At 50.4% G+C, this 13,299-nt stretch carries 9 protein-coding genes; 6 read left to right on the top strand and 3 right to left on the bottom strand.

Annotation, left to right across the window (positions count from 1 at the left end; all coding sequences use genetic code 11):
* Positions 1-142: 142 nt before the first annotated feature.
* Positions 143-1,768, bottom strand: a complete 1,626-nt coding sequence (serA, locus tag Q0294_RS22250; RefSeq protein WP_299469842.1) for a phosphoglycerate dehydrogenase — start codon at positions 1,766-1,768, stop codon at positions 143-145.
* Between the two features lie 311 nt (positions 1,769-2,079).
* Here serA and Q0294_RS22245 point away from each other — a divergent pair, with 311 nt between their 5' ends.
* Together Q0294_RS22245 and Q0294_RS22240 are read left to right on the top strand one after the other, a co-directional pair.
* Entirely contained in the window at positions 2,080-3,465 is a 1,386-nt protein-coding gene (locus tag Q0294_RS22245; RefSeq protein WP_299469840.1) for a TAXI family TRAP transporter solute-binding subunit, read from the top strand.
* Between the two features lie 62 nt (positions 3,466-3,527).
* Positions 3,528-4,202, top strand: coding sequence for a hypothetical protein (locus Q0294_RS22240; RefSeq protein WP_299469837.1), 675 nt, complete (start codon positions 3,528-3,530; stop codon positions 4,200-4,202).
* A 36-nt stretch (positions 4,203-4,238) separates the two neighbouring features.
* Here the strand turns inward: Q0294_RS22240 and trmB are convergent, their stop codons facing one another.
* On the bottom strand, positions 4,239-4,868 hold the full coding sequence (gene trmB / locus Q0294_RS22235) for a tRNA (guanosine(46)-N7)-methyltransferase TrmB (protein ID WP_299469835.1): 630 nt from the start codon (positions 4,866-4,868) through the stop codon (positions 4,239-4,241).
* 129 nt (positions 4,869-4,997) lie between these two features.
* Between trmB and Q0294_RS22230 the strand changes: the two genes are divergently transcribed.
* Both Q0294_RS22230 and Q0294_RS22225 read left to right on the top strand, forming a co-directional pair.
* Complete coding sequence (locus Q0294_RS22230; protein WP_299469833.1) at positions 4,998-5,561, top strand: CinA family protein; 564 nt, start codon at positions 4,998-5,000, stop codon at positions 5,559-5,561.
* Positions 5,562-6,051: 490 nt separating this feature from the next.
* The gene (locus Q0294_RS22225) at positions 6,052-8,445 is read left to right on the top strand and encodes a HEAT repeat domain-containing protein (RefSeq protein ID WP_299469831.1); all 2,394 of its coding nucleotides are present in this window, start codon (positions 6,052-6,054) and stop codon (positions 8,443-8,445) included.
* An 88-nt stretch (positions 8,446-8,533) separates the two neighbouring features.
* Here Q0294_RS22225 and Q0294_RS22220 read toward each other — a convergent pair whose 3' ends face one another.
* Positions 8,534-8,923, bottom strand: a complete 390-nt coding sequence (locus tag Q0294_RS22220; protein ID WP_299469829.1) for a hypothetical protein — start codon at positions 8,921-8,923, stop codon at positions 8,534-8,536.
* A gap of 269 nt (positions 8,924-9,192) precedes the next feature.
* On the opposite strand from Q0294_RS22220, the gene Q0294_RS22215 reads away from it, so the two are divergent.
* Both Q0294_RS22215 and Q0294_RS22210 read left to right on the top strand, forming a co-directional pair.
* Entirely contained in the window at positions 9,193-10,869 is a 1,677-nt protein-coding gene (locus tag Q0294_RS22215) for an NAD+ synthase (protein ID WP_299469827.1), read from the top strand.
* A gap of 52 nt (positions 10,870-10,921) precedes the next feature.
* Positions 10,922-13,267, top strand: coding sequence for an exo-beta-N-acetylmuramidase NamZ domain-containing protein (locus tag Q0294_RS22210; RefSeq protein WP_299469825.1), 2,346 nt, complete (start codon positions 10,922-10,924; stop codon positions 13,265-13,267).
* Positions 13,268-13,299 lie beyond the last annotated feature (32 nt).

Genomic DNA, 13,299 nt, shown 5'->3' with positions numbered 1-13,299 from the left:
CTTATCGCAGGTATTTTATACTTTGAGGGGCTCTTCGATCAACTGTTTTATGGGGATCGGGCGAAATGTGTACTGAAAATGGCCACGTCGCTTCATCAGATCAGACAGGATTTGATGAAGCGACTGTTAAGCCAATATGAGCTTATTGCAACCAGGCCAGCGGGGCTGTTGCCGGCGGCATTTTAATGAGTTTCACGCAGGAAACGTCTTTGTGCTGGGAGACTTCTGCGATCGCGGCTTCGGGGACTTCCCCATCGACATTCAGAACCGCGATGGCCTCGCCACCGGGCTGATTTTGCAGGCGGCCCAGAGCCATATGAGCAATATTGACATTGTGATTGCCCAGGACCGTGCCGATGTATCCGATGAGTCCCGGCACATCATTGTGCCGATAAATCAGCAGGTTGCCATCGAGATAACCGTCGAGATAGAACTCGTCCAGCCGTGTCAGGCGTAAGAAATCCTGTCCGAAAATGGTACCGGCAGCCGAATACTTGCCTTCTTCCGTTTCAACGGTTGCCGTGATCAGCGTGGAGAGGGTTCCTGCTTCAGTGGAACGGGATTCCGAAATGTCGATACCACGTTCTTTCGCGAAGATCGTCGCGTTGACGATGTTGACATCAGCCTCAAAAGCATTCGAAAGCAAGCCGGCGGTAAAGCTGGATGTGATCAGTTTTGTCTGCTTTTCTGCGACTTCGCCCCGATACTGGATCTGAACGCGTTTCAGACTGCCTTTGGTCAACTGAGACAGAAACAGGCCCAGCCGATGTCCCAGCTCGATATGAGGCTTGAGATCGGCCATCTCTGCGCCCGAGACAGGAATCATGTTGATGGCGTGGCGGATTTCATTCTTCGTCAGAAAGTCAGAAATAATTTCAGCAGCTTCCAGCGCCACCATTTCCTGAGCTTCATCTGTGGAAGCACCCAGGTGAGGGGTCGCCAGCATGTTAGGGGCGTCGATCAGGCGTCGGTTTTCAGGGGGTTCCTGTGTGAAGACGTCGCAGGCAGCGCCGGCTACTTTACCTGATTCGAGCGCATCGGCCAGATCGTCTTCATTGACAATACCCCCACGGGCACAGTTAATGATTCGGACGCCGGGACGCATGGTGGCGATCCGTTCGGCGTTGATCAGGTTGCGTGTTTCATCGGTCAGAGGCGTATGCACGGTCAAAAAGTCACAATGTTTGACAAGTTCATCGACTTCCTTATAGAGTTCAATGCCATATTCGGCTGCCCGTTCTGCGGAGAGAAACGGATCGTAGCCGATGACTTTCATTTCCAGTCCGTGAGCCCGGTGGGCGACGGAGAGCCCGATGCGCCCCAGACCGATGATGGCCAGCGTTTTGCCGGCGATCTGGGTACCCGTTAATGATTTACGCTCCCATTTTCCGGCTTTCATTGTGGCATAAGCCGGGCCGATATTGCGGGCCAGCGCCATCATCAGGGCGATCGTCTGTTCTGCGGTGCTGGTGGTATTCCCAGCCGGAGTATTCATGACGACGATCCCTTCACGGGTGGCGGCAGCGCGGTCGATATTATCGACGCCGACACCGGCCCGGACGATTGCCTTTAATCTGGTTTGACCTTTGAGAATTTCTTCGGTCAGTTTTGTGGCACTGCGAATGATGATGCCATCAGCCGTTTTGAGTGCTTCCCGTACTTCTTCCGGCGAAAGACCGGAACGAACATCAAGTTCGATTTCCGGGTTATCTTCAAGAATTTTAAGACCGGCTGGCGAAAGATTGTCCGTGATCAGGACTCGGTACATGGAACTCACTCGCTTCTTTATTACATGGGAAAAGGGTCAGGGGAAATCACAATGACTCCCTAATGATACAGAGGTATCGTCCCTTAGCATAGTTCGCCAAAAAATCGCGCCAAGGCAAACGGCACCGCAAACTCGGGAAATCTAAAAACAGTTTGATACTGCCGGGGGGCAGGTCCGTTTTTCATTGGTAAAGCGTCGATTTTTGCCTGTAAAGGGGATAACCTCAGTCAAAATGAGTATGATATTCTGTGCACATTCTGTTGAGAATCTGAGGGATTATTATTTTTGAGAATTCATCGGTGAAGGTAGATATGAAGCGATCTCTGTTCAAAATACTGGTTGTGATCCTGCTGATTTCCCTGCCGGTTATGCTGCGTCAATCCTATCTGTGGATGACGGCCTTACCGAGCCAGATCACAATCGCCGCCGGACATCCTGAAGGACGCTATCATGGTATGGCTGTGCAGCTCAAAACGATGCTGGAACAACAGTTACCCATTGATGTGCAGATCCTTGAGACAAAAGGATCACTGGAAAATCTGGAGTTATTGCGCAGCGGAAAAGCTGATCTGGGGTTTTATCAACCGGGCACCGAATTTGCGCTCGCTGCGCTGAAACCAGGTCAGCCGCAAACGAAGATTTCTGCGACCGACCAGATCTGTTTCATTGCGAATCTGTATTCTCAAGTGTTGCACGTGATTGTACCCGCCGATTCCGGCATCAAAAGCGTGGAAGAACTGAAAGGGCGTCGGATTGCGATCGGGCAGCAGGGGTCGGGAGATCTGGCGGCCAGTCTGCCTCTATTACGACATTTGCAAATCGGCCTGGATGAGATTAACCCGGCCTATCTCTCCTATCAGGAAGTCGAAGAACAGTTCGGAAAGAAAACGTTGGATGCCGTGATTGTGACTGTGGGAATTGAGGCGCCCGTCCTGCATCACCTGTTGGAAACGGGCAAATATCGAATTTTAGAAATCCCGTTTATCGGTGCGCTGACCCGAAAGGAATCGAGCTTTTATGAATATGAAATTCCCGCAGGCATGTTTCGACGAATGGGCCCAACAATACCCCCGCAAAATCTGCAGACGGTCGCCTGCGGCGCGCATCTCCTGACGAGGGAATCGGTTTCTGACGATCTGATCTCCGAAGTGACATTGATCATTCTGCATGAAAACTTTTCGCGACAGATGCATCTGAACGAATTGTTTGCACAAGGAACCGTTTTTGCACGAGATACGCAGGGTTTTCCCATTCATTCCGGCGCGGATCATGTTTACAACCCCGAATTGAAACCCTTTCTGAACTCGGAATTTGTGGAAGCGACTGAGGGGATGCGGTCGTTTATCGTATCGATGCTGATTGCCGCCTATTTGCTGTTTCGATGGGCTCAGAAACGGCGCGATAAAGCAAAGGAACATAAACTGGATCGCTATATCAGGCAACTGGTGGAAATCGAAATGAAACAGATGCGGGTAGACGGCAATCATCCGGATGACGGCCCCGCGTTACACGCTCTGCTGGATGAAGTTACCAGCCTGCGTCAGGATACACTGAAACATTTTTCCGCTCACGAGCTGAATGAAGATCGTGCCACCGATGCTTTTCTGGAAATGTGCCACGCGTTGAGCGACAAAATTAACGCCAAGCTCTTAGGCTGGAAAATTGATCGCCTGGGTGAGAAGATAACCAGATCCTGATCGCTCTGTTCTGATCAGAGGCTGTTTAAGATGCGACCACTTTTTTCGTCCGGAATCGGTTCATGCTGGCAAACGACAATCTGATAAATGGTTTGATGATCCTGGTGGGGATGATCGTCGGCTATCTGTTCATTCTGATTCCGATCCTGATTTATTATGCAGTTCAACATATGCGATCGCCGCAATTGATTTTGCTGCCTGAAACAGACTGGAGTGATTTTCTCTCAGTGAAATGTCGAATTGAATCTGGCTGGGCGGAATCAAATCAATTCAAACTGGTTGGCGTTTATCGGTTGCAGCAGAATTTTATTCTGGTCTGGGAGCATGTGGAGAGCGCCGCTTATTTTCACATCACCCTGTCTCCCTACGGGCGGTTTCACTGTTTCAATACGGTTTTTGAAGAAGACTATTCTCTGCTGACCGCCAATGATCGGGAATCGCTGGTATTTCCCTCTCCCCCCAGGCGATTTGTGCAATCATTCGGGATCGAGAAAATGGAAGCGTTGAATGAAAAACACCAGTCGAGTGTCGCCGATTTGATTAAAGTCAAGCATCTGAAATTACGGGAGAACTTTCCCGACTTTGAAGAGGCCTACCTCAGTCTTGTCCGGCAGCAGCACGAACATGTGCGGTCGGTGTTGTTTTATCCGATCCGGGGGATTTGGTGGTATCATGTCGGTCGTCGGGTCAGATTCAATCAGCCCCTCGACCTGCAGCAGGCCGTGTTAGATAACTGAAAGACTGCCCTCGGAAGACTGCTAACATGCGCGGAATTATTTCTGCAGTTCCCAGAGTCCGCGGTGAATGATCCAGCCTTCATTTCGTTTTTTTCTTTCGAAGCTGGTCTGGTAATCCATGTCATGTTCGGGATTATTTTCTTTCGGCGCTTCCCGGCGTGTAAACTGGCTGGCATGGTCCATCAGATTTTTGACCCGTTCGAAGTATTCTTCCACGTCGGTCCAGAAATGAAGCTCCCCGCCGTTTTTCAGTGCTTTGGTGATTTGTCTGACAAACACATCGGTAAAAATCCGGTTTTTGTGATGTCGTTTTTTCCACCAGGGATCGGGAAAGTAAACGTGAATTTCCGAGATTGAGGAATCCGGGATGAATTTATCAAAGGCAATTCGTGCGTCCCCTCCCAGGACGCGGGCATTCGATCGGCTGGCTTTCAGCAGCCGGGTCGCTCCCCGCCGTCCTTCGCGATAATCGAGTTCCATCCCCAGGAAGTTTTTGTCCGGGTTGTCGCCACTGGCATTGAACAGAAATAACCCCCGACCTGCTCCCACGTCTAAAACCACCGGATGATCATTTCCGAAAAAAGCAGTCCAGTTGAAGGGGCCTTCCAGATCTTCGAGAGTTTGAAAGTAGGGTTTGAGATCAGTAATGGGTTTCGAACACGACATGATATTAAGAGAGCGACACTTTCAGATGTTGTAAACAGGCGATTAATACGATGCACACACTGTAGAATAGAAGCCGTGGCGTGTAAATTATCAATCGCTGACCGAAGTTCGTTTTTTGGGGAGATTTCAATGTTACCTGAGTTTTTGATGCAAGCCGCCACGGATGTGAAAGCGGCTCTGGCGTCGCAGAACGAGAAGCTCGTGATTTCGGAAAGCTGTACAGGGGGTTTGGTGGCGACATTATTGACCAGCCTGCCTGGGATTTCCGATTTCTTTTGCGGGTCGGCAGTCGTTTACCGCTGGGATACGAAAATGAAGTGGCTGGGAGTGCAGCCGGAGACTTTAGAGAAATATACGGATGTGAGTCGCGAAACAGCCAGAGAGATGGCACTTGGAGTCTTGAATCAAACTCCCGAAGCAACACTGGCTGCTTCCATTACCGGACATCTGGGACCGAATGCACCCACACATCAGGACGGGTTGATCTGTATTGCCATGGCACGTCGAATTATAACCGAGCTCCACAACCCGCCGGATTTGATCACCGTCGAATCTTTCCAGTCGGATACTCTCATCGACGAGTTTTCCATTGAAAGTCACCTCGCCGGCCAGGAACTCACGCTTCGGCAACAGAGGCAGCTTGCCGCTGCCCGTCAATTGTTGAAGCTGGTTTTGAACGCGTTAGAACGGTAACCGATTCAACAGATTTTGTCTGGATGCATCGAGAATGGGGATTTCCTGCTTGATGCGCCCGGCCCGAATTGCATTCAGGACCATCGGTTTTTCCTGAATTTGGCTCTGTTTTGAATGAAAACTGTTCAAGGCAGCCCCATAGGGCGCGGTACATCCCGGATAATCGTCAAATCTTACTTTCGTGGAAAAAGTTACTCTGGTTTTCCATATGTTGCAACCCGCTCTTTCGGCACGATCTTCGTTATGGATGCGATATTCTGTACTTCCCTTTGTATCAGCACAACGTGAATAACCGAATTATTCAGTAGGCCGTGAGTGGTCGTTCAAAACATTTCATCTGGCATGATCGGTGTAATTGGAATTGCATCCGGTAGAGTGAACTTGTCGGAAGAGGCTTGAATGGACTCTCAGATTTTCTCTCTGAATCGTATTCATAAATCGGCTGAAGCAAACTAATCGCTCTCGACTCATCTTTTTCGAGGATATCATAATGAAGCGCTGCAGTATTTGGGCCGCAGTTCTTTCAGCGTCTGTCGCTGTTCCCTTCGCCGGCTGTTCTCATATGCCCACAGCCATGCTCCCTTCTTCCGCACGGGAAAAGGTTCTGGACAGCAAAATGGTCGTTGCTCAGGATCTGGAAAACAAAAAAGAATTGGAGAAGGCGAAAAAGGCCTACGAAACAATTTATAAAGCAGATCCGAAACGGGCTCTAGCCTGTCACAGGCTGGCAATTGTCAGTTACCGATTGGGCGAGCATGAGGAAGCTTTGAAGTATTTCAGCAAAGCGCAAGAGCTGACACCTGAAAATGCGGAGCTGCTGAGTGATTATGGTTATGCCCTCTACAAGATGAAAAAGTATAAGCAGGCGGAAGAAGTTTTAACGAAGTCCGTCGGTTTTGATCCCAAGAGTGAGCGTGCGATAACCCGTTTGGCAACCGTCCTTGGCATGCAGGGGAAAATGCAGGAAAGTTATACGCAACTCTGCAAGTTCAGTTCACCCGCAGAAGCACATGAAATTGTTGCGCATCTGCACTCGGAACGGGGAGAAAAGCAACAGGCTTTAAATCGTTACCAGCAGGCACTGGCAATCAGCAAAATTGAAACCAGTCGGGATTTAAAGCCGGGTTCCAAAGCATACGAACAGAATGAGCAATTATTAAAGCGGGTGGAGCAGAATATCGCCCAGCTTTCCAGTGACCCGACTTTGAAATCAACTCAATCCGATATGAAGATGGTCAATCACTCTCAGCAGAAAAAACAGGAATCGGGCAAGGCCGCGATAGAGAAAGATTTCTTTCAAAAAGTAACAGAAAAATCTCTGGCCAAGACTGACAAGAAAATAGTTGATACGAAGCAGGTGACGGAAGTCGCTGCAGCAAAGAATTCACCTTTCCGGACGATTCGTGAAAATCTTGGAAAAGAGAATAGGACACAGGAATTTGAAAATCCGTTCCTGGCCGATCCTGAGTTGAATGAATCCGCGTTTGAAGAACCGCAAACGGAAATTGCCAAAGTAGAAATTATCAAAACGGAAGAAGTGAAAACAGAAGCAAAGCAAAAACGCAGTGAGTTGGATGCGATTCTGGCTCAGGCAGAAACGCGTCCGGAAGCGAAAGAAGAAGTCTCGTTCAGAAGACTGACAGATCAGGATATGAATCGGGTGGAACCAACTGTCAAGAAAGAACAACAGACGGTGGAAGTGGCCAGAAAAGAAATGGTCGCCCGCGTTGAGACGAAACCGGTTCAGGCTAATCAAAATAACGTGAAAACGAAACGCTCTGCGTACGAATTGATGCGTGAATTACAGAACGAGCTGATCGCGGATTTCACTCCTCCTGAAGCAGATCAGGCGGTGGAAGAGCCTCGATTTCAACTGGTTCAGCAGACCGTGCCTCAAACTGAAGAGAGTCGGCCTTTTGTAAACTACAATCAGGTCACGGCCGCCAGGTCTCCGTTTGAAGGAGAATCTGTGACTCAGCTTGGGAAATGGAAACCCGTTGACCCTGATGTGAAAAGCTTCGAAAAAATGCCGACTGTCAATACTGTTTCACGAAGTGTCGATTTGGAGTCTGATGTCCAGCCCCGCAAGCCTCTTGTGCAGAATGCCAGTGTGAGCCAGCCTAAGCTGGAAATTATACAGCCGATGACAGCGGCAGCAATGTGCCCGGAGGCGAAAGGGGAAGTGCTGGAACTGGTTCGGCAGCTTGAGTCAAAAGATGTACCCATGCTGAAACAGTCCATTCAACGACTGGGAGCAATGGAAACAGAAGCAGTCGCTGCAGTGCCTGCACTGCGATCCTTATCGCTGCATGAAAATATGGGGGTTCGGATTCAGTGTGCGTTTTCCTTGTGGAAAATCGAAGGGAATACTGACGATTCGATTCCCACACTGGTTGATGCAATGAATTCCTCAATCGAAAGTGATCGTTCCTTCGCTGCCGCCGTTCTGGCACAGATTGGATTTACTTCTCAGGAATTGACGCCGATCCTGGTCCGATCACTGTCTGACAGTAATGAGTACGTTCGCATGCATACAGCAGAACTGCTGGCCCGCGATTCAGAGTGGAAATATCAGGCCAATAAAACGCTGGCTGATTGCCTGCTATCCAAAGATGTCAATATCCGCTGGTTAGCCAGCTATAGTCTGGCTGATTTGAAACCGGAAGATGACCGGGTGGTCGCAGCCTTATCCATTGCCTTGCAGGATAAAGCCAGCCAGGTTCGTGCCGGAGCCGCTTATGCGTTGGGAGAAATCGGGCCTTATGCTCACAAATCGATCCCGGAACTGCAGAAGGCACGATTTGATACGAATTCCGAAGTCAGAACTGCTGCGAAGAATGCCCTGAGCCGCGTGCGTCGGGTCACTCCTCCTTCTGCCAATTAAAGTTATTTCGTGGAAATCAGAGGCGGTTTCTAATCTGTGATTGCAGGTTAGAGCCGTCCTCAGATGTCCGCAATGCAGCAGGCAGCCGCTAATAGCGGTTTCGATACGGGAAGGCCTGCAGGTTCACCGTCTGGTATTGACTGCTCTGATCATAACTGGCCGCAGCAACACGTTGTGGTGAGTTGGTCTGGGAGTCATTTGTGAGATGACGTTCCAGCCGCCCTTCCAGTGCTTCTTCCTTTTTCTCCATCAGCTGCTGTCGGCGCTTCCGTTCTCTGGTGCTCGCCAGCGCCCCCAGTCCAAAATAGGAGATCAGACCAAACACGCCCATCATCAGGTAGGTGCTGTCTGCGGGGAGATGAGAAATACCCCCGGTTGCCATTCCGAGCACAAAGATACTGATAATCAGGATCGAAGTGTGGCTCAGTAAAGGGCGTGTCCCTGTTTCTGCCAAAGATCTTGTTCTAGAATGTGCCATTAGAGATCTCAGTCCCGGAGTAATTCGAGAAGGGAAATTGATTAAAAGCGGGCTTTGACAGTGACCCCGTTCCCTTGAGAGATATGGATCTGCTCACCTAAACTTAGTTCGAGACTGTTGATCGGTCAAAAAAAAGGCCGCGATTCGTCCTGCTTTTTTAGAAGTTCAGTCGAATGTGAGTTTGTTTTCAGCGAATTCTGGTATTACAGCCGGAATGACCGGTAAAATTGTTATTACGATGGCATCAGTTTCGGGAGAAAAGAACGTCTGTGAAAATTGCTTTGGCACAACTGAATCCGACGGTAGGTGATCTGCGCGGAAATTGTCAGCGTATTTTGGAAGCTGTACATCGGGCAGAACAGGCGGAAGCCGACCTGATTCTTTTTTCTGAACTGGCCGTCTGTGGCTATCCTCCCAAAGACATTCTCCTGCGGGAAGGTTTTATTGAGGCCTGCGATCGGGCAGTCGAGCGGCTGGCGCGACAAATAAAATCGAAGATCGGCGTGATCGTGGGGCATCCCAGCGGGCGTGATCTGCCTGCCGGGCGGTTTGCCAACGCTGCCAGTTTGCTGCATCAGGGAAAAACAGCCGCCCGCATTCATAAATTACTGCTTCCCAATTACGATGTGTTTGATGAACAACGCTATTTTCGTCATGCGGATCTGAGCAGTATCAAGCCGATTCTGTTCCAGGGGCTCAAACTGGGATTGCATATCTGCGAAGACGCCTGGTGGGGGCAGCCGGATACGTTTTATCATAATCAGCCTGTCGAATTACCCGATCCCGTCAAGATGCTGGCGGAAGCCGGCTCTGATTTGCTGATCAATATTTCTGCCAGCCCGTTTGAAATTGATAAGCGGGACCGCCGGCATCAAATTGTACATTCGCACGTGGATCGTTTTGCTATTCCCTACCTGTTTGTGAATCAAGTGGGGGGCAACGATGATCTTGTGTTCGACGGACAGAGTTTTGTGACAGATCGGGAGAGCCGGATTGTGCTTCAGATGCCCGGATTTCGAGAAGACCTGCAATACTATGATACGGATCAGTCTCCGAAAGCCGGTCCCCTTGAAATCGAACCGTGTTCACGCGAGAAACAGCTGTTTGAAGCACTCGTACTCGGTCTGCGAGATTATATGCAGAAGTGCGGGTTTACCGATTGTGTGCTGGGCTTATCCGGCGGGATCGATAGTGCGCTGGCCTGTGCGATTGCCGCCGAAGCCATTGGCCCCGAGCGCGTGCATGCGCTGTTGCTCCCCAGCCGCTACAGCAGCGAGCACAGCATTGCTGATTCACTGGAGCTGGTGAAGAATCTGGGTCTCGACTATGAAATCATTCCTATCGATGAAGTGCATCGTGCTTTTGAAAACCTCCCCGTGATCGGCGACGATTTGAAAGCGCAGCCCGCGGGATTGCCCGACCAGAATTTGCAGGCGCGGATTCGCGGTGCGAATGTCATGGTCCGCAGCAATCAGCATGGCTGGATGGCTTTGGCGACCGGGAACAAGAGTGAACTGGCGATGGGCTACTGCACGCTTTATGGAGATATGGCAGGCGGGTTTGCCGTGCTCTGTGATGTCTTCAAACGGGACGTCTATCGGGTGTCCCGTTATGTGAATCGGCGAGCGGGACGGATGGTCATCCCCGAACACATTCTGGAAAAGCCGCCTAGTGCGGAATTGGCGCCGAATCAGCTCGACCAGGACTCATTGCCTCCGTATGATTTACTGGATGGAATTCTGAAAGGCCTGATTGAAGAGGAGCTTTCCATCAAAAGCCTGGCGAAACAATTTCCGATCGAAACGATTCGCTGGGTGGCGAATAAACTGGATCGTAATGAATTCAAACGCAGACAAATGCCTCCGGGTATAAAACTTTCCAGTCGCGCTTTTGGCTCGGGTCGTCGTATGCCGATGGCGGCCCGGTTTCAATGGGAAGAAGAGTAAATTGTTCTACAATCGTCAGGACTCAACCTGACTTCAGCAATGGGAATATTTGATGAAGCGCCACACTCTGATTGCCGCCTGTTGCCTGTTTCTATTTTATAGTCTGCAGCATGGTACTGCCGGAGTCCCGCCACGATTGCCGCACGTCAAGCCGGAATCCGTCGGCATGGATGCGGGGCGGCTGGATCTGATCGATTTTGTGGTGCAGCGCGGTCTGGAGAGCAATTCGATGCCCGGAGCCGTTGTGCTGGTGGGATACCAGGGAAAGATTGTTTTCCTGAAAGCGTACGGCGATCGGCAACTGCAGCCTGAAAAAGTGGCGATGACTGTCGATACGGTGTTTGATATGGCATCGTTAACAAAACCCGTCGCCACCGCTACGAGCGTGATGCAGTTAGTGGAGCAGGGGAAGATCAAGCTCAGCGATCCGGTTTCACAATATATTCCGGAATTCGCCGCAAATGGCAAACAGGCGGTAACCGTTTACCAGTTATTGACTCATCAGGGCGGATTGATACCGGATAATTCGATCAAAGACTATCGGGATGGCCCCGACAAAGCGATGGAACGCATTTATGAGTTGAAGCTCTATTATGAGCCGGGAACCCGTTTTGTTTATACGGACGTGGGATTCATATTACTGGCCGAGATTGTCAAACGCGTGACAGGTCAGTCCGTGCATGAATACTCCGCCGAGAATCTATTTCAACCGTTAGGTATGAAAGAGACCGGTTATCTACCAGCAATCGAATTAAAAAAACGTGCTGCTACAACACAACAACGCGAAGAACGCTGGATGCAAGGCGAAGTGCATGATCCGCGGGCGTATGCCCTGGAAGGCGTGGCCGGTCACGCGGGATTATTCTCAACGGCAGAGGATCTGGCGATTTATGCGCAGGCTATGCTCAACCAGGGTTCGTATGCGGGCGTACGGATTTTGAAACCGGAGACCATCGACATTATGACGCGCGGTTATCCCGTTGAAGATGTCGTGCGTGGTCTCGGCTGGGATGTACTCTCGCGCTATTCTTCCAATCGAGGTGATTTCTTTTCGCGCCGGGCGTTTGGTCATGGCGGGTTTACGGGGACGTCACTCTGGATTGATCCTGGTCAGAACCTGTTTGTGATTTTTCTCAGCAATCGTGTTCATCCGGACGGAAAAGGTTCGGTCAATTCGCTGGCAGGACGGATCGGAACGATTGCAGCCGCAGCAATTAACGAGCGGCCCGTTTCGCAGTCTGCAGCAACGGTCGCTGCCAGTGATGACTTAGCAGTGCTGACCGGGATTGATGTTCTGCAAAAGGACCAGTTCAAATCTCTCAAAGGCTTGAAAATTGGTTTGATTACCAATCACACCGGTTTAAGCCGCGATGGCAAAAGCACTGTGCAGATTCTGAATGATGCGCCCGACGTCCAACTGGTCACCTTGTTCAGCCCCGAACACGGTTTCGCCGGCAAACTGGATGTTTCGAAGATCGGCGATTCCACTGATGACAAAACAGGTCTGAAAATTTTCAGCCTTTACGGAAAAACACGAACCCCTACGCCGGAGAGCCTGCAGGGACTGGATGCACTGGTGTTCGACATTCAGGATATCGGTACGCGGTTTTATACTTACATTTCCACGATGGGAAATTCGATGCAGGCGGCGAAAAAGCAGGGGATTAAATTTATTGTGCTGGATCGTCCTAATCCGATTAACGGCGTGGATTTTGCCGGGCCCGTGCTGGATGAGGGCACACAATCGTTCGTCGGCTATCACCGGATTCCCGTTCGTCACGGTATGACGGTCGGAGAGCTGGCGCGGTTGTTTAACAGCGAAATGAAGATCGATGTTGAGCTGCAGGTGATTCCTCTGCAGAACTGGAAACGGGAAATGTATTTTGATGAGACCGGCCTGACCTGGGTGAATCCCTCTCCCAACATGCGAAACCTGAACGAAGCAGTCTTTTATCCCGGCATCGGTTTGCTGGAGACGACCAATCTGTCGGTCGGTCGGGGAACCGATACCCCCTTTGAATGGATTGGGGCTCCCTGGCTGGATGGCAAGCAACTCGCGCGGCAGTTGAATCAGTCGGGATTGCCCGGAGTGCGTTTTGTTCCCGTGCAATTTACGCCTGAGTCCAGCAAGTTTGTCGGTGAGTTGTGCGGGGGCGTGAATTTTCTCATTACCGATCGGCGGCAGTTTCAGTCTGTGCGTACCGGTCTGGAAGTTGCGCATCAATTACGCCAGATATTTCCCGATCAGTGGGAGACAAAAAACTTGAACCGCTTGCTGGCCAATGAGCGTGTATTTGATGCCATCCTTGCCAGCAAAACAGTGTCACAGATTCGAGCTTTGTATCAAGAAGATCTGGCCGAGTTCGCCGTCAGGCGGGCGAAGTATTTATTGTATTGACCTGTTTCGTTCTATTTTAGATCGAAGTTCGT

Source organism: uncultured Gimesia sp., assembly GCF_937919775.1.
In the GTDB taxonomy this organism is placed as follows: domain Bacteria; phylum Planctomycetota; class Planctomycetia; order Planctomycetales; family Planctomycetaceae; genus Gimesia.
The sequence above is the reverse complement of the archived record's forward strand: the minus strand, read 5'-3'. Positions and strand labels throughout refer to the sequence as shown.